At 52.1% G+C, this 17726-nt stretch carries 14 protein-coding genes, 1 tRNA gene and 1 pseudogene; 6 read left to right on the forward strand and 10 right to left on the reverse strand.

Annotated features, from left to right (window positions below):
- Window positions 1-38: 38 nt before the first annotated feature.
- From ACR0MO_RS19330 to ACR0MO_RS19340, 3 genes and pseudogenes are all read left to right on the forward strand, one after another.
- Window positions 39-224 (forward strand): annotated as a pseudogene (locus tag ACR0MO_RS19330) (DUF6538 domain-containing protein); the annotation flags it as partial.
- A gap of 354 nt (window positions 225-578) precedes the next feature.
- Complete coding sequence (locus tag ACR0MO_RS19335; protein ID WP_170360331.1) at window positions 579-1316, forward strand: tyrosine-type recombinase/integrase; 738 nt, start codon at window positions 579-581, stop codon at window positions 1314-1316.
- Between the two features lie 464 nt (window positions 1317-1780).
- Window positions 1781-2593: a hypothetical protein gene (locus ACR0MO_RS19340; protein WP_170360329.1), complete on the forward strand. Its 813-nt coding sequence runs from the start codon at window positions 1781-1783 to the stop codon at window positions 2591-2593.
- A 349-nt stretch (window positions 2594-2942) separates the two neighbouring features.
- On the opposite strand, the gene ACR0MO_RS19345 is transcribed toward ACR0MO_RS19340, so the two are convergent.
- Complete coding sequence (locus ACR0MO_RS19345) at window positions 2943-3638, reverse strand: HNH endonuclease signature motif containing protein (RefSeq protein WP_170360327.1); 696 nt, start codon at window positions 3636-3638, stop codon at window positions 2943-2945.
- A gap of 355 nt (window positions 3639-3993) precedes the next feature.
- On the opposite strand from ACR0MO_RS19345, the gene ACR0MO_RS19350 reads away from it, so the two are divergent.
- Window positions 3994-4572: a recombinase family protein gene (locus tag ACR0MO_RS19350; protein WP_480892942.1), complete on the forward strand. Its 579-nt coding sequence runs from the start codon at window positions 3994-3996 to the stop codon at window positions 4570-4572.
- Between the two features lie 376 nt (window positions 4573-4948).
- Here the strand turns inward: ACR0MO_RS19350 and ACR0MO_RS19355 are convergent, their stop codons facing one another.
- Window positions 4949-7063: a DEAD/DEAH box helicase gene (locus ACR0MO_RS19355; RefSeq protein ID WP_480892944.1), complete on the reverse strand. Its 2115-nt coding sequence runs from the start codon at window positions 7061-7063 to the stop codon at window positions 4949-4951.
- Window positions 7063-7944 (reverse strand): HamA C-terminal domain-containing protein, encoded by an 882-nt coding sequence (locus ACR0MO_RS19360; RefSeq protein WP_480892946.1) that lies wholly within the window; start codon window positions 7942-7944, stop codon window positions 7063-7065. The genes ACR0MO_RS19355 and ACR0MO_RS19360 overlap by 1 nt, the downstream gene beginning before the upstream one ends.
- Window positions 7945-8425: 481 nt before the next feature.
- Between ACR0MO_RS19360 and ACR0MO_RS19365 the strand changes: the two genes are divergently transcribed.
- Window positions 8426-8524: transfer RNA gene (locus ACR0MO_RS19365), tRNA-Val, on the forward strand.
- A 256-nt stretch (window positions 8525-8780) separates the two neighbouring features.
- Here ACR0MO_RS19365 and ACR0MO_RS19370 read toward each other — a convergent pair.
- From ACR0MO_RS19370 to ACR0MO_RS19385, 4 genes are read right to left on the reverse strand one after another with little or no spacing between them, the layout of a single operon-like run.
- On the reverse strand, window positions 8781-10022 hold the full coding sequence (locus tag ACR0MO_RS19370) for a membrane dipeptidase (RefSeq protein ID WP_170455447.1): 1242 nt from the start codon (window positions 10020-10022) through the stop codon (window positions 8781-8783).
- A gap of 50 nt (window positions 10023-10072) precedes the next feature.
- Window positions 10073-11200, reverse strand: coding sequence for a carbohydrate porin (locus ACR0MO_RS19375; RefSeq protein ID WP_480892948.1), 1128 nt, complete (start codon window positions 11198-11200; stop codon window positions 10073-10075).
- Window positions 11201-11247: 47 nt separating this feature from the next.
- A complete protein-coding gene (locus tag ACR0MO_RS19380) occupies window positions 11248-12012 on the reverse strand; it encodes a DUF3299 domain-containing protein (RefSeq protein ID WP_480892950.1) in 765 nt (254 codons plus the stop codon).
- 26 nt (window positions 12013-12038) lie between these two features.
- A complete protein-coding gene (locus ACR0MO_RS19385; protein ID WP_480586459.1) occupies window positions 12039-13208 on the reverse strand; it encodes an amidohydrolase family protein in 1170 nt (389 codons plus the stop codon).
- A gap of 362 nt (window positions 13209-13570) precedes the next feature.
- Here ACR0MO_RS19385 and ACR0MO_RS19390 point away from each other — a divergent pair, with 362 nt between their 5' ends.
- The gene (locus tag ACR0MO_RS19390; RefSeq protein WP_480892952.1) at window positions 13571-14575 is read left to right on the forward strand and encodes a helix-turn-helix domain-containing protein; all 1005 of its coding nucleotides are present in this window, start codon (window positions 13571-13573) and stop codon (window positions 14573-14575) included.
- Window positions 14576-14615: 40 nt separating this feature from the next.
- Here ACR0MO_RS19390 and ACR0MO_RS19395 read toward each other — a convergent pair whose 3' ends face one another.
- The 3 genes from ACR0MO_RS19395 to ACR0MO_RS19405 form a co-directional block, all read right to left on the reverse strand.
- The gene (locus tag ACR0MO_RS19395) at window positions 14616-15290 is read right to left on the reverse strand and encodes a glutathione S-transferase (protein ID WP_170455457.1); all 675 of its coding nucleotides are present in this window, start codon (window positions 15288-15290) and stop codon (window positions 14616-14618) included.
- A 131-nt stretch (window positions 15291-15421) separates the two neighbouring features.
- Entirely contained in the window at window positions 15422-16474 is a 1053-nt protein-coding gene (locus tag ACR0MO_RS19400; protein ID WP_170522414.1) for a sn-glycerol-3-phosphate ABC transporter ATP-binding protein UgpC, read from the reverse strand.
- Window positions 16474-17721: an MGH1-like glycoside hydrolase domain-containing protein gene (locus ACR0MO_RS19405; RefSeq protein WP_480586468.1), complete on the reverse strand. Its 1248-nt coding sequence runs from the start codon at window positions 17719-17721 to the stop codon at window positions 16474-16476. Before ACR0MO_RS19405 ends, ACR0MO_RS19400 begins: the two co-directional genes overlap by 1 nt.
- Between the last annotated feature and the right edge of the window lie 5 nt (window positions 17722-17726).

Here is a 17726-nt window from a genome sequence, read left to right on the forward strand (position 1 = left end):
TCAGGCTCTTGTAACGAGAACTTGGAGACCAATTGAGGATGAATGTACGGGAATCGCAACTTCAAAACCGTGCTGGACTACCCAGAGGATTGTTCCTTAGAGGCAAAGGGTACGCTCTCAGGGTGGCTGTACCGACAGAATACCAAAACACTGTTGGCAAACGAGAGATTGTCAGAGGATTGGGGACTCAGGACCTAGCAGAAGCCTTGAAGCGCCGCCCAAAAGTCCTTGAGCAAATCCTTAAAGCGATCACCGAAGGACAAACACCGTCTCAAGCAATTCGCCCAAACATTCCGAAACGTGAGAATACTGTGAGAGATACCGCCGACAGGTGGTTAGCTGAATCGGACGGGATAAATAGCAGCACAAAGGTTAGGTATCGCCAACACCTTCGGACATTTGAGGCGTACTCTGGAAACATACAGGTCACGGACATTAACCGCTCTCTGGCCCTGGGATTCATTGAGCACCTTAAGGCCACTCCCTCCAAGCGAACTGGGCAAGCACTCTCAGGTCGCTCTCTTCAATCGTGCCAATCTTGCTTGGCTTCTTATTGGCGTGTACTGGATCATTGGGGTTTGGTTGATCCCGATATGCGGAACCCCTTTGGCTCTCTCCTGAGGCGTGTGGCAGGTCAAAGAAGGAAGAAGGACCCACGTGTTAAAAAACTGAGGCCTGTCACTAGAGATGAAGCTCAAAAGCTGCTGCAATACATCTCTGGCAACAGTGGTCTCAAGTACCAGTTCGAGATGTATGTCACAGTAAGACTGCTATGGGTTACTGGATGCAGACTCAATGAAATCTGCTCGAGGTACTTGAAGGACATTGAGGACAAAGGGGATCATATCAAAATCAGCATCCCTCAGAGCAAGACAGAAGCCGGAATAAGAGATGTAATGATCATTGGTGCTGAGGATTGTCAGCTATTGAGGGAAGCAACCAACAGGGCAACCGTTGTGGAGCCAAGTTGCCCAGATAATATCGGTAGGTTATTTCCTCGCATCGCACTGGGTGGTTACGACAGATACCCCAGTCATTACTTAGGGAAGGCATTGGAGAAAGCCCGAAAGAACCTTGATGGAGATAATTCCACTTGGGATATGCACTCGTTCAGGAGAACTGCTGTTTCTTCTCTCGTGAATGCTGGCGTCTCCCGAGAAGCAAGAAATCTCATCGTGGGTCACTCCAACAAAGACGACATCGGCATAAGCGTTTATGCGAAAAGAGCGGATTTACACGGAGTCATAAGGAGTACATTCGAGGTCCTACACAAGGAGCTTGGAGGGAGTCTCATCGGAGCGGTTCCCTTGGACTGATCCAATGCAAGATGCATTTAAGTGTACCGTCAAGGAAGCGTAACCGATTTTGATCTATCGACAGCTCCTATTGGGCTTGGAGACAAATCTCTATCTGTGTTTGAGCGTTTGCAGCATCTGAATAGAATAATGAAACTTTGGGTCGCAGTGAAAACACTTGCGGCCTTTTTTACATCCTCTTGGGAACGACAGTATCTGCAACTGAGGACAATACTTCGGGGCACAACGTCGTCACCACTCACGCCATGTTCAATAACCTTGCTGACGTTGCTCAGATGGGTCTGCTGGACGGGTACGAGATCATTATTGATGAGGCTCCTTTGGATCAGTCCAAGGTAAGAGGTCTTCAACTGTACCGTTAAGGAAGCACAACGGATTTTTTGTTTTTTAGCAGCAATACCTTAGCAGCAGCGTAGCGATAGGTCCGTTTGCGCCCAGCGCCAACCTAATCACAGGACAACTTAATGACCACGTTAACAACCACTTTGGTGGAGCTGAAGTCATGCCCGCAGTGCAACCATAATTTTGAACCAAAGAGGTCTAACCAAAAATTCTGCTCTAGAGTTTGCCAAAAGGCAGCCACGCACAACACCTCAAGGGGTGGTCGCAAATCCGAGAATGCTCGCCGGAATGAACGACACTACGTTCGCGCCAAAGACCTTGCAGAGATGATCTATTCTGCGCCACCGATCGAACGATATGGACTTATGAAGCACATCCTCTCATTCGTTGATGTTGATTCTGGGCTCAGAAACATTCTGCGTGACCCATCACTGCTTAAAGCAGAGCCACGGCTTGATGGTCGAATGAATTTTGCCAAAGCTGCAAATGCATATACTCAGCAGCAGTTTGGGGTCTCCATTAAGACCTATCTTAGACGTGTCCTTGATGGTGAGGAACTGGAATTGGCAGAGATCGACCACAATAGATCGCAGCCAGCCCCCATGACACCAAAGCGTAGGCAATTTCTTGAGAAACGTATGAACAAACCTTTGGATTCTCAAGAGCAATACATCGAAATGCTCCGTGTGGAAGCTGAGGATTGCTCTGTGACCGACCCTGAACGGTCTGCAAGATTGTCCCTCAAGGCCGACCGATTGCAATGTCGCATACCCACAAAAGAGGACTTTGAGCGGATCAACAATATCGTTACCGAATCGGTCGACTCGGGCCAATTCGATGATTGTCAATTTGAAGCTAATCCGCCCTCCGCATACTTTAGTAGTATGAGGTTACACTCAGAGAGCTCTCAGGACTTCTTCAAAAACGTTACCTAGTTGGTCAACGAGTGACACCTAGCGTTTGGCATAGTGACGGTTGAGAGTACGTTATTGGAGCAGCTACTTAAATCACACTTAATGCCGTTAAACCTGAGTATGCCGAGGATTTACTGCTTAGGAGCATCTACCTAAATCGATTTCCTCAGCATCACTTAGAGAATGTTGAGGATTACTTGATAGAAGCTGCTACCTATAACTACTTCTAAAAATTCAGCATAGGCCACCATGCGTAATCATAAGGTTACACATTTTGAAGAGCTCTAGGTGTAAAGCACACCGTATTGAGAATGAAGTTAGTGTTGACCTATTCGATGTAGAGAGACTGATCTAGCCGAAGCCAAACAAACTAATTACTGTCCTCTTTGAGTTCAGCTGGCGTCTCAAAAAGCAGATGCCAGGAGCCTAGCGACGTCTTGTACCACGCACCGCCATATGGACCAGCGTACTTTGCTGGCTTTGTCTCGCCAGTGTATTTAGGCGATCCCATCCAACTTTGAGGATGTGTTTCATAACTGTCTCTCGGTTCATCACGGATGACCCTCGGAGGCGGTACAACTGGTTCTCTAATTTCTTCAGCGACCTCAATCTCGGGCACAGGTTGTGTTTGTTCGGTTACCTGTTCTTTGCGTTCCGCTAACTCCGCAGCCAAAGCATCAAGGTCTGCAAGTTCTGACAGAAGCACCTTGCGTCTATTTCCAGCGTTGTCACGAGGCGTCACAATGCGCAAATTCTGCGGTCTGTTGTCAGAGGGATCATGGTTAATGTGGTCCACGTGGAAGGCTCGAGGAACCCACTTCCCTATTGTTAATGCCGCGATAAAACGGTGGGTCAAAATCGACTTCTCACCATGATTGAACCATAGGTAGTCTTTACCCTCTCTGCTTTGACTACCGTTTGGTCTCTCTCCTTCGACCATACCAGAAAGGTAATCAAATTCTTCTGCTTCGATGACGGTATCAAGTAAAGGATAAGGAATTTCACTCGGGAGTTCTGAATCGTAGTCTTGAGACAGTACTTCTCGAACGTACTCGACATCTTTCATTGTCTTATCCTGTTTCATGTATCAGTTCACCGAGTTTGAAAACCTATCGGTCATCAGGCAGCAAGTCTGAACATTGCTCATGACTAATTCAAGTCTTGGAGTTGATAGGTTCTGGCATCCTTCGAGACCACCGAGGTGCTGTTTATCAGAGGCAATAATAAGAACAATAAACCCCCTCCTTTTTGAAGTCGGTTTCTGAAACCCCCCACCCCTTTGTTTCCAGACAAAAATGCTGCCAATAGGCCAAGGTTCTGTGTCCATCTGCTGAGGGTGGCGGAAATGGTGGCAATGAAGTTGGTTTCTGCTTTTGGCAGGGAATTGACTCAACATCTTAGAACCTAAAGGAACCACCAACATGATCATTGGATATACAAGAACCTCTACACTGGAACAACAAGCCGGACTTGAAGCCCAGCAGACGACACTCTCAGAAGTTGGATGCGAGAAAATTTACTCAGAACAAGTCTCCTCTGTTGCCCGTAGAGTGGCGCTCAGTGAAGCTCTCAGCTACTGCAGAGAAGGAGATGTCCTCATTGTCACCAAGCTTGACCGCCTTGCTCGTTCAGTCAGGCATTTAGGCGAGATCGTGGATGAGCTCACAAAGAGAGGCGTCGCACTGAGGGTACTCGATATGTCCCTTGATACGTCCACAGCTACAGGCAAGCTCATGTTGAATGTGCTCGGGTCCATCGCTCAGTTCGAACGAGAGATGATGCTGGAGAGGCAGAGAGAGGGGATCGCCAAAGCTAAAGCTGAGGGTAAATACAAAGGGAGGAAGCCAACGGCACGTATGAAGACATCTGAAGTACTGCAGCTGCTCGGGCAGGGGTATAAGAAACACGAGATCGCCCAGCGCTTGAGTATTTCCCAAAGATCGGTCTATCGGATCGTCAATGAGACCCGCCTGTCAGCGGATGTGGAATGCCAGTGCTGAAATAGGTGTTAAAGCAACCAGCTTATGGTTTTTGGATTCTGGTATCAATAACCGTCGGCTGGTTTTACTTGGATATAGACGGCAATGTCACTTGGTTGACCTCCACTATGAAGCATCGCAGGCAGCTAGAAACACCTGATGCCCTACCTACTACCATATTGGCTCTGGGCTCAATCTTGAGCAACGAACTTAAAATCAGTCTTTGCTGCCCACAGATATTGTTTGAAAATTGAAGCATTGAATGGACTATTTATTAAGCCGGTATTAGACCCACCCACCAGCCCGAATGAATTCAAGCTCGTGACCCGGCATTAGGGCTATGGGGATTTGAGAGCTGTGTTTGAATCAGCACCAATGCCACGCCTTATTTCGGCATCTAGTTCGTGCCAAGAGTACCAACTCTTTCGTCAAGAGTTATGCCATCAAAGAAAAACCTAACGACATAGCGATCGAATGGACCCAGTAGCTTTATGCCTAAGGCCTCTTCTAAGCCGATACTTTTGAACCGTTCCAATGCGCTACCAAGGTCCATGTTTGGGTCCTGGAAATTGACTACACCAGCGACATCAATCTTCTTCGAAATCATTCTTGGCAATCCATATTCTTCAAGATGATATACGGCATTGGGTAGGAAAGCGCGGCTCATTCTTCCAATGAACGACGAAACGTCGACTTCTGGATCGACAATCATTTTGTGTAGTTCATTTGTGTCGCTGAGTAGAGCCGAGAGCTTAAAGGTGATGGTACGCTCAAGCTTGAAGAACTCATCAATCTGAATCCCGCTTTGTCTTAAAGAACCGATTATCTCAGACAAATCCCGATCCCAGTTCTGTGAGATCACTTTCGTTGTAGTCACCAATTTGCCAAACTGGGCATCCCAATTTCCGGGTTTCAACCTCAGGACCTTATACAACATCCTCTCCCAGTCTTCTGGTCGGCTTGAGTTAAGGTAACCGAAGCCACGCCATTCCTCCTTGTTTTCCTTCATATCGGTAGCCAGTCGAAGCAAGAACTCTGCGTCACTGTCTTGAAGAAGGTTTTGACGCCTAATCGCTGAAAAGTTTTCCGCTCCCACTATTGCTGACATCTGGTCTCTGAATTCAATAATTCGGTCGACTTGGGGTTCGGTGAGTTGATCAGCGTCGTGTTCTTCGTCCAAAGTCCCAAGAATTTGTTCTGGGAATTCGATTTCTAACTGGGTATCCTCTGTCTCAGGTGGGGCATCCAGCAAAAAAATGTTTCCAACGAAGTACTTAAACATACGGCCACCGCGACCAATGATGTTTTTGTAACTGAAGTCTTTTAGATTACTTCCTCCTAGCTTGCTGCGCCAGATTACAACGTTTTGTGCAGAGGTATTTACACCCTCGATAATTGAGGAAGTCGACACAATGCTGTCAAACCCGTCTTCGTACTCGAAGAGCTTTACTTGGAGTTGGCTTAGGCACCTGTGCATGCTCCCGTTGTGGACCCCTATGGCGCGATCGACAAGGTCCGCTAGCGCCCAGTCAGATTGGTAGTTCTCCCGAAGCCACCTTGCAAAATGCGTAGTATAGATTCGATCGACAGTCGGCATCTTATCAATGACAAGTTTTGAAACTTTTTCGATTTCTGAGTATGTGCCAGCGTAAATCAATGACTTCTGAGCACCTTGAGAAATTATCTCAACTAACTTTTCACCCTTCCGCTCCTCGTCGTCACCAAACTCCTTATACAGCTCGTTTATTTCCAAGTAGACGGTGTTGAAGTCGAGGATTTCTAAGAACTCCATGTTTCTGGTGAAGGCATTGTCACTTAGAGTTTTGATGTTAGGAGCAAGGTAATATCTCTGCTTCGCTTTCTTTGATAATTTGAGGATCGCCTTGATCAGAGAAGGTGCCCGGTCCCGATCATGTATTCGACTAGCTTTGTAGAATTCATCAACTACCAGCAAATCAATCTCAGAAAGAGTCGACAGGTATCCAAACGCACGCTCCTGAGGGAAAATCAAAATGTTCTTTGACCCAAGTTGAGTATCCGGAGCCGTAATTATCGTGTAGTTTTCAGAGAACTTTTTGAACAACCGTCTCCGTGTTTCGTCCATTAGAGCAATAGTAGGGACAATAATTACTACTGTATTTGGCTGCTTTGCCGCGATGAAGGCATCGATTATGAAGCTCTTTCCAAAGCTCGTCGGTGCACTTACCGCTATGTCTTCGCCGTCTAGCAGCTTTGCGAGGACATTTGACTGTTCTCGATGCAGCGTAGCCAATTGTCGACCGACGTCGACTTCAAACGCTTGATGGACGAACTTTTGATCCCATGTCGCGTTTTTTACTTGCAAGTAAGGGTATAGACCCGTGGCACGGATCATATGGTTTACGACCGGTGCATAAGGCTTTCCTTCGCGGTTCAGGTCAGCCAGCAAACGTATCAATAGGTTTCTAGCGGCTACTTCATTCTTTTGCGAAAGAAGTTCATTTATTTTGTGACAAACCTCAAACTCGTCCATTAGCCCTGCTCCTTGTAAAAGGCTACGGCTTTTACGAATGCGTCAACGATCGTCTTCTTGCTCGGGACTGGGAAAAGGATGATGTGAAAGTTCAAATCACTGTATTTATAAACTTGATTTGATTTAAGAATTTGCTTCTTGAAATACGCGTCGGCTCGGTTTTTGTGGTGTTCGGTAATCTCATTCTTGTAGTCATCATCCATGTCCGTTGCTTTGGACGTTATGGAACATTCATGTAAAATAAGAATAGGAATGTGAATTTTCGGTTTAAGCTGATCAATCGATTCACGGTTGTTTAGAGCGGCCTTGATTTTGTTGCGTAAGGTCAATGAAAGAGGAAGGCTATCGAGGTCAGAGATATTTGTAATAATCGCGTTTTCTTTTTTCAGTTTGTCAGTTGAAAGCGAATTCAGAACCGACGTTACAATAGAGTCTAGTCGAGCGTCCGCTATCGAGTTGTAGAATTTTGCTTCTCCAAACCACAGCGTGAAGTCGTCCTCATTTACTACAATATGAACGCTGTCGGCTCCCTTGGCGTTGTCTTGAACATTTTGTTTGTAGAATATCTTGGGGACTACCGGCAGAGCGCCGAAACGATGCCTCATCAGACCATACAAGAAAACTTCCGCAATCTCGCTTCCTTGGCCGATATTGTCTTTGTCTGTGAGCCGCAAGTTCTTTGCTGAGGCAATGAGGCTAGAATGGCTTTTGTCTATCAGAGCAGATCGTTCATTCTCTGAGAGCGCTGTCTGAGCAATGTTGTCCCAAAGGTAACTTTGAAATTTAGGATATCTCCATTTTCCATCCTCAAAATTATTCACCAAACTCAGTACATGTTTATTTACTACATCTTTCAGTTGGGACGTAGTTGTGACGTTCATGAGTGTGTCGTCTATCAACACGTCAAACGAAATACTGTTCATTGAAGGTACCGTATTCAAATTTTCTGCAACCATGCCGTGATAGTGCTGCAGTGGCAAGCAACCAAAAAACGACTGCCAGCTTTTACGGTTTTTGTGTGGTTGGATTGCAAGCAGCGAAATTCTGCCTCGCCCTAGATATCTTTTTAGCCTCCCGGAACCGACGAGTTGCCTACTCTTGGTAAGACGAAACTTGGGGCTACACTGGCGTCCTCGTTGGAAGCAATCGCTAAATTCGCCTCTAGTAGTTTGTTTGTCTGACTTTGTTTTGGTGGCTGTCAGAGCAATTCGATAGCAACTTGTAAGCCTATCAAACTCTCCTTCTCGTACATGTAACGACTTGACCTCTGATTCCGTTACAGTAAGTGTCGTACTCGAACCACGAGGGTTCACCTGAGAAAACCGCAGTTGATGCTTTGGGAAAACACGCACAATCCGTCACGGGTGATTAGCTCAGACAGCGGAGCGTCTGTGTAACAGTTGGTAGAGCGCTTCGTTTACACCGAAGATGTCGGGAGTTCGAGTCTCTCATCACCCACCATCCCCATCCCAGCACTGCACCAGTGGATTGCCTGACAGTCACCTCGCCGGTTTCTGCGCGCGGGTTCCGGCCCGCGGTGATGGGTCCGATGGGTTTGTTCAACTCTGATATCCGTTCCGCGGCGGCAGCTAACCTGTGGGCGAACACGCGGCTGAAAACGGCTGTCGATGCGTTGAAAGGCTGAGAGCCGGGCCAACTTGCCCAAAATGAAATTGGCCACGCCTAGTCGACCAGCTTCATGCACACGCTTGCGTTTCTATCGCGAATAGAACCCATCACGAAGCTCTTGCCTGAGGCGCAAACGCTCGGGGTATTCCTTCAGAAACTGCTCGGGCGGTTTGCCTTCCCAGACTTGCGCGTAGACCCGCATCTTGTTGCCGCCATAGATCTTTGCAAGGTCTTCGTTGGAATAGCCACGCGCCCAAAGATCATCGGTAATCGCGGCCAGAATTTTGGCAAGTTCGCCGTTGCCGGTCGCCCCTTTGTTGAAGGCATCGATCATGTACCCTCCGTCATCGTACATGCTCGCGTTTGCAGTCGCGAACTCCACGACCAGTTCGAGCGAGAACATGTCATCCGTTGCGATCCCGACATGGTCGACGCCCACAAGTTGAACGTAGTAGTCGATCATATCAGCGGCTTGTTTGGGAGAGATATCCTCGGGCCAGACACCGTCCATCATCCATTCGGTGAATGTCGGAGAAACATATCCCCCCGATTTGGCCGCGCGCAGCGCCTCATCATCGGGAATGGCCCGATAACACCCGCGCGGCGTGGCATTGGGTTCGTTCGCATAAAGACCGGCAGGGACTGAATGCGTGTAAACATAGGGTACACCGGGGTAGGTCTCATCCATGTAATCCATGGCGTCATTGGCCGTTTTGGAACCGGTATGGCTGAGGTCCAGCAGGATACCGAACCGCACCATTTCATCGATGACAGACTTCCCCCAAGGGGTCAGCCCGATGTCGCGCCCGTTGTAGGCCGCCAATTGCCCTGATCCGGTTCGGAAGATGTCATTGTAGGCCAGGATCATACTCTTGATCCCCATATCCTTGAGCAGGGCCATCTTCTTTAGATCGCCGTCCAGAATCGTGGCCGTTTGGCTGTTCCAGATGACCGCCGTCTTTCCTTGAATATGGGCGGCTTCAATATCGCGGGTTTCGTTCACGATCAGGTAGTTTTCCGGTTGCTGCGCCATCGCCGCGCGGAAATGGTAATGCTGTTCAAGAAAAGTCTCAAAGGACATATCCGCCGCAGCGAGCGTCATCTCATGCCCCGTGATGCCGTTTTCCCGGGCCCGTGTGAAGTAAGTGTGCAGCTGCTCATACTCGGTCCAACCGGTCCCGTAAGGGCTGGCCAACATGCCAAGCACGATTGTGTCCTGCACAAATTGCTTCGCTTCATCTGATGCGTCCCATGTCTTGCTTTCTTCGCTTGCGTGCAATGCGCCACCAAAAGCAAAAGCGACTATGCTTGCGGTCAACAGGGTCTTCATTGCGGTACCTCCAGACAGAAATCCAAGACAGATGCTGCGTGATACCGGCATCAGAAAACGATCCGGGTTCGTAGACCTAACAGCGTGATGCTGTCCTGATCGGGGTTATCGAGCGGGTTGGAAATGAACTGCAGCGACGGTGTGATCTGCAGCCCGGGTGAGATTGAAAAGCGATAGAATGCCTCAAGCGTGAACTGTGTGCCGTCTATGCCTCTTGCCTCGGCCCAATTCAGGCCAAGCCCGGCCAAATCGGTATTGCGACCGTAATAGCCCAAACCGGCCGAGACGGACCGGTCATAAAGCGCGGCCGTCCCTTTTGAGGCCCCGGCCCGAAAGAATGGCATCCATCTGTTGTCGACAAACCAGGCCGCGGAAAACGCGGCACCATAGTCTTCCGGACGGCTGCCATCGTCGGCGGCATCCGCATGCCAGAGGGTCAGGTGGATATTGTCGAAATAGATGCGATCAAAGCCAGAGGTGTAGCCAAGTTCGAGTGATTTGAAGAGTTTGCCATCGCTGAACACATCAAAATTTGGATCAGACGGGTCGGCGTTTGCGTCAGAGACACTGGCGACGGCATAGACGTTTTTGCTGAGCTTTATCCCACCGGCAACGCCAAGACCTTGATTGGGCGTGTTAATGGTCGGGTTGGTGTTGAAGGACAGGTTCTGGAACCCACTATAAGGGCTGACCAGCCCGTAGATATCCACAAAGTCCGTCACGTCGATTTGCCCGATTTGCAATGTCCAAGAGCCATCTCTGGCCCTTTGGGTCCAGAACAGGTTGGTCAACAGCAAACCGTTGTCGTTGAATGCTGTTCCCGTAATCGCGCGTGCGCCGCCATCCAAGCCAAGAAACTGCGGGGAAACATCCGTGTAACTGTGCCGGTCTTCGATCTTGAACGTCAGCGAACCCCGTTTAGTCGCCTGCCAACTGCCATAGATACGCGCAATTCCACTGGCCGCTTCACCGGTCCCCGGATCGGCATTCGTTGTTTGGCCCAACGCCAGGTAATCAATGTTGAACCGAAACCCGTCCTCAGCCAGCCTGTCCTTCCACTGGAACCAGCCAGCAGCGATGTTACGCGGAAAATCCGAGCGATACTGCGGGTCGGTCAGACCATCTCCGGGCTCAAGATCAGCTTCGACGGAAGAGGGTCCGGATAATCCCTGCGCCATAGCTGAACCAGCAAAAGCAAAACAAAATAAGGCAAGCAGGCTTCTGATCATTCCGATGCGCGCGCCCCACCCGTTTTGCGATTACCCGCCGCGCGAATGCGATCGGCGGCACGCTGTTTCCATTCCAGCCTGTCTGCCTCAGTCTCCAGCGTTTCGACTGTATCCGTCTCCAACTGGAAAGTCGCGCTCATGGGCATCAAGCCATCCACGACCATCATGTTTTGAACCGAAGGGTTAATCGTCAGCGTTCCTGTAAGTCTCACCGGTTCATGAAAATAGCTGGGCGTCCAATCGCCGTTCAACCGCACGCGGATCATCTGGTTCGGCGGCGGCGGGGGCATGTGACTGCACATCCCACGTTCCGGAACCAGATACACCACAGATCGCCCGTCAGGATCGGTCGGGGCTGGAATGGCAAAGCCGGCAAGTGTGATTGTCTGGCCATCGAATTGCGGATTTCCTTGTGTGCCAGCCTTTCTTCGGCGTTCTGACACAACCTCTCGCTGATCGAGCAGCCAGTCGACATCAATTCCGTCTGCCGACAATGCGCCCTCGGTTTCAGTCAGCAGCTCTTGCCATTTCTGTCTTTCCTCAACGCTGCCAGCCTTCTGTTGCAATCTGCCGCGCAGGCGCACGACGAAAAGGACATCGTCGAACTGTTCGGGGGCAAGATCGCGATACGGGTCGTCAAAGATCTGTGTTGATGGATCCGGCAGATCAGACCAGTCCAGCGAAGTGCCGGATGCCGCCATGGCGGAATGACACCCCATTCCTAGCGTTGCGATCGCAAAAACTTGAAGCCATTGGCGCATGAAACTCTCCAACGTCTATCTACCGATCAATCCAAAGTGTTTTTGTAGATCACGCCGTCTTTCATAATCAGACGGATCGTTTCAGGGCTTTCGGGCCTCGGGTCTGCGCCGAACCACTGGTCGCCGGTGCCAACGACCGAGAAATCCTCAAGCGGGTTGCCGTCTATCAGCAGGATGTCGGCATAGGCGCCTTCCTCGATCACGCCCAGTTTTCCTTCCGGATAGGGGTTCATGAAATCACCGCTAAGTGCCGCGATCTCGCCACCTACCGAAGTCAGGGTTACCATCGACGCATAGGGGCCGAAGAAATGGTTGTTCAAATGTTTCTCGTAGGCGATCTGGATGTTGCACGCTTCAACTGAGCCCACGCAATCGGTTTGGAATCCGCGCGGCGCCGGGCATTCCTTCATGCTGGGAATATAGGCTTCGAAGGTCGCCGAGGCCGATTTGGCTTTCCTCAAACTGTTAGGGTTGTTTTTCACGGACGGAACGTCAAGAAGGCCCGGATCAAATGCCGTGATGTTCGTCGTGATGTACGCTCCTTTTTCTTTCATCAAAGCAGAAATTTCGCAGTCAAAGTGAAATCCGTGTTCAATGGTTCTAACCCCTGCATTCAGGGCATTGATGATCGCTTCTTTGCGGTAGGAATGTGCCATGACATAGGTGCCGTACTCGTTGGCAACCTGAACAGCAGCCTCGATCTCTTCCTTCGAACCGGCGAGCAACTGCCATGGATCGAATGCCGAAATCACCCCACCTGATTGCATGAACTTCAGTTGCGTGGCACCCATGCGCAAGTTGTTGCGGCCATACATGTAAATTTCGTCAACACCGTTGACCTGTTGGGCCATATTCAGAGTGCCAAAGTTGGTCACCCCGCCCGGCGGAGATGTGAAGGATGCGAAATCGGCGTGACCACCACGTGTTCCGAGAAATGCCCCGGAAGGATAAAAGCGGGGGCCGACGATCTGGCCGGCGTCTATTGCGCGCCGCAGCCCGCCACCAGCTCCCCCGGCATCGCGAACGGTCGTGAAGCCCTGCATCAGGTACATTTCGGCCATCCGGGTCCCGTGGATGGCGAAATCCTCCCAGGTCGAGTTGGTTTCCATCTCAGCAATCGATGGCCCCATGAGCATCAGGTGCGCGTGGTTCTCGATAAAGCCCGGTGTCAGCGTGCGCCCGCCGCCGTCGATCACGATGGCATCAGGGGCATCGATAGCATCCGTTGAAACCGACGTGATCAGATTGCCTTCGACCAGAACACTGGCATTCTCGATACGCTGTTCGTTGACACCGTCAAAGACGTGGACGTTGGTAAACAGCGTTTGAGGTTCCGCTTGGTCCTGAGCCTGTGCGGGCGCCGACAGTGTCAGGGCCGCCGCAAAGATCACCGTTGTGCGAAGGGGCAATTGTAAGCCGGGCATAGGGTCTCCCTTTCATATTCACCAATTCCTAACTGTAGCCCGGAAATTCTTGGTCCGGTTGCCAGTTTCGAGTTAGGATGTTCGAATGTGACTGTAAAAGTGGCCACTGAGCAAACCGACAAAGGGTGACAAGCTTGCCTTTCAACTCCACGATTTCGGAACATAGCGAAGGCTTTATCCGCCTCGCTTTGGCGGCTCCGTTTTTGCAATATCTCACTGACCGCAAAATCAATCCGCAACCCGCCCTGGATCAGGTCGGATTGAAGGCTGAGCTGCTGTCTGACCCATCTGTCTATGTCCATTCAGAGCTTGTCTATGGTCTGATAAATGCCTTCGCGGACTTGGCCGGGGATCGGTATCTTGGGTTGAACGTGGGGGAAACGTTCGACCTGCAGGCGTGGCCTCCGTTCGCTCAGGCCCTGCAATCGACACATACCCTATTCGAGTTTTTCGCCCGTTTCGTGGGGCTTGTCCCGCGCGAGTCCAATTCTGTAAGGCACAGCCTTGTCATTGACGCGGACAAGGCGATCTATCGGATCCAGAGGCAACAGGAACCAACGGTCCCACCTGTTCAGGTGACCGGCTTCGGCGCCGCCATCTATGTGCGCCTCTTGCAGACCGTCGTCGGATCGTCATGGGATCCGTCCCGAGTGCGATGGGAAAGCAGATACATCAATGGCCTGCCCATTGGCTACAAGGGGATTGAGGTTGGTCTTGGAACCGATCCCGGAATGCAGATCAGCTTTCCTGTGGAATGGTTGTTTTTGCACCATGTCTCACAAGATGCCACCACCGCTGAGTTTTCACCCCGGCGGCACGAGGAAGTAACTGTGGTGGCTGCTTTGCGATCCGTCCTGCGCGACAAACTGGACGAAACCAATCTGGGGCCAGAGGTGGTGGCCGGGCTGTTGGGCATACAGCCCGAGCGGTTACTGAAAGCCCTTAGGCACCAAAGGACAACCTTGACCCGCGAGGTCAAACGGCTGCGTGTCGATGTGGCCAAAGAGCATCTTAGAGAAAACAAGAGGACAATTGCCGAGATCGGTCTCATGCTTGGTTATTCAGACAAGTCCCACTTCACGCGTTTCTTTCGCGGCCAGACCGGCATGACGCCGACCAAATTCCGCCTTGGATCGTAACGCACAGCAGCCATAGCGCCCCGGCGTCAGTCGGCGCGTGTCAGACGCTGGCTTCCCGCGACCCGTGCATCGGCTGGGTCGATAAGCCAAACCAAACAGGTGCGTCCCCTTCTGACCATGTCGGGTATTTTGTCATAACCTGTTCGAAAGATGTGCTCTCCAGAAACCGCTTCAGCCAACCGATCAAATTCGGCCAGGGCTGCGCGTCGAACCACGGCTTGTCGATGAAAGCGAATTGGCGCACGAAGGGCAAAATGGCCAGATCGGCCAGCGTTGGACGCTCGCCAAACAGCCAGCGCTGTCCGGTGAGTTGCGCATCAAGCTTTAGGAGATGCGCTGACGCTTTCCCACGTTCGGTCGCGGGGTCCAGATCCGGATACCGCGTTGCGTATTTCGTGTGATCCAAAGCCGTTTTGAACGGGCCGTCATTGGTTTCGATCAAATCCCAACCTGCCTGTGGCATGTCCAATAGACGGGCCGGGTCATTCTGGTTCAATGCCCAGAGCATAACCTCAAGGCTTTCATCCAGCACCCCGTCTTTCATCCGTAGGGCCGGAACCGTGGCCGATGGTGATGTGTCCAGAAAGGCCTCGGGTTTGTCCCGCAACAGGATTTCCCGCAATTCGACCTGCACACCGGCGCTGAGGATCGCAAGGCGCGCCCGGATTGCGTAGGGGCAGCGGCGAAAAGACCAAAGGATCGGCGGGTGGGCCATGATACAAATATCCTTATCGGAGACAGGCGCAACTTGCACTTTGCGACACCATGCGCAACCGCCGCAAGACACCAGTGTCAGCGACGCGCCGGGTGATCGGCGCGTCGGGGCACCCGATTTTTACCGTTGCCCTAACCCTCGACAGCCTGCCCGTCCGCATCGAAGAAACGCAGTTTTTCGGGCAGGAAATGCAGCCCGATCCCGGTTCCTGCGGTCAGATCCGTATCGCCGTTCAGACGAACCGTCACTTTCTCTTCAAAGCCGCAATCGACGATCAGGAACGTATCGGCACCCAGATACTCGACCACCTCGATTGTGCCATCCGTCTGACCTGCACCGGGGGCGACCACCTCGATATGTTCGGGGCGGATGCCCACGCGGGTCGCTTCGCCCGATAGGTCGAACGTGCCGGACCCGCTATTATCCAGATGATAGGCACCGTCCCGCGTTGTGCAGGGCATGATGTTCATCTTCGGGCTGCCGATGAACTGGGCGACAAACAGATTGGCCGGGCGCTCATACAATTCGCGCGGCGTACCGACCTGAGCGATCTTGCCGTATTCCAGCACCACGATCCGGTCTGCCAGCGTCATCGCTTCGACCTGATCGTGGGTCACATAGATCATCGTGCGCTTGAGGTTCTGGTGCAGTTTCGCGATCTCGTACCGCATCTCGACCCGCAACGCGGCGTCGAGGTTCGACAGCGGTTCATCGAACAGAAACGCGGTCGGATCCCGCACGATCGAGCGCCCGATGGCAACGCGCTGCCGCTGGCCACCGGACAGATCCTTGGGCCGCCGTTCCAGAAACGGTTCCAGTTTCAGAACTTCGGCCGCCCTACCGACCTGCTCGTGAATTTCGGCCTTGGCGACCCCTGCGACCTTGAGCGAAAAGCCCATATTCTCGGCCACGGTCAGATGCGGATAAAGCGCATAGGACTGGAACACCATGGTCAGGCCCCGCTTGGAGGGCGGATGATCCGTGACGTCATTGCCGTTGATCAACAGCTCACCGCGCGAGATATCTTCAAGCCCGCCGATCATGCGTAACAGCGTGGACTTGCCGCAGCCGGACGGGCCGACAAACACGACGAACTCGCCCTCTTCGATCTGCAAGTCGATGCCTTTGATGACCTGCGCGGTGCCAAACCACTTTTCGACGCCTTTAAGTTCGATGCTACCCATTAGGACCTCCCTGCCCAGTGCAGCCAGACAGCGGCTGTCCAGGTGAATGCGTTACCACCAGCGGGGCTGCCGGTTGTTGGATCGAAGTATTCAGCAAACCCAAAACTCGAGATCAGCTCGGCCGTTTTGCGGCGCAAGTGGTCTGCTTCGGCTGTATGGCCCATGTCTTTCAGGCCAAAGCCGATCATCATGTTCATGATTGCCCAGGTCGGCCCGCGCCAATAGCGGCGGGCGTCGAAGCCGGGCATGGTTGGATCGTAACTTGGCACCGGATGCGGGACGGTGTTCAGCACCGTCCTGATCCGGTCCAGCATGGCATCCGAGTCGACACCCGCGAACCAGCACATATAGGACGCGTTAGACACAGTGCCCGACCATTCGCCCGAATGGGCATCGCGCGAGTCGAAGGACGCAAGATCCTCGTTCCACAGCGACAGCGCGCCGGCCTCAAGCCGCGCTATGTCATCCGCCAAACCATCGGCATTCAGATGCAACGCCTCACTGACCGCCAGCAAATCCCGCGCGGCGCGCAATGTGGTGAATGTCATGGTCGGGTCAGCCACGCGGAACGGGTTGTCCGCCAGCAATCTCTGCTGATCCCATTGGGCATCGCGTCCGATCTGCACCAGTTTGATATAGCGGTCATAGTCGAACTTGGTCGGGCGATCCTCGCTGTTCACATGGGCTGTATCGCGGCGCTGGTATTCACCAACATCGGATGCGTCCATGCGCGCCATGGTCTTGTCCCAGTCGGGCGCATTGTCGCGACCGGCCTCCCAGGGATGGGTGGTGCATACGGCGTCATGCTCGTCCAGACGCCATTTCACGATCCAGCGATGCCAGGCCAGCATGGCCGGAAACAGCGCCCGGATGCGCGCCTCACCCGCGTCTGGGTCTTGTTCCCAGATTTTGCGCGCCATCGTCGCGGCAATCGGCGGCTGGATGATACCCGAGGACGGGATCGGCCCATGGCAGCCCCACACATCGGGGCCCGGGAAATAGCCGTCATCCTGTTGGTGGAACAGGATATGCGGCACCATGCCGTCATCCCACTGGCCCGAGAACAACGTCTCAAGCTCGACCCAGGCGCGGTCGATGTCGAACTCGGCAAAACCAAGTGCGGCAATCGCGCTGTCCCAGTTCCACTGATAGGGATACAGCCCTTCGGTGGGGATGGTGTAACCGCCGCGATCATTGGCAACCAGAATGTTGCGCGCCTCGCGGTCGGGGTTGGTATGTTGGTTCATTTCGG

The organism is Ruegeria sp. K5, assembly GCF_056531805.1.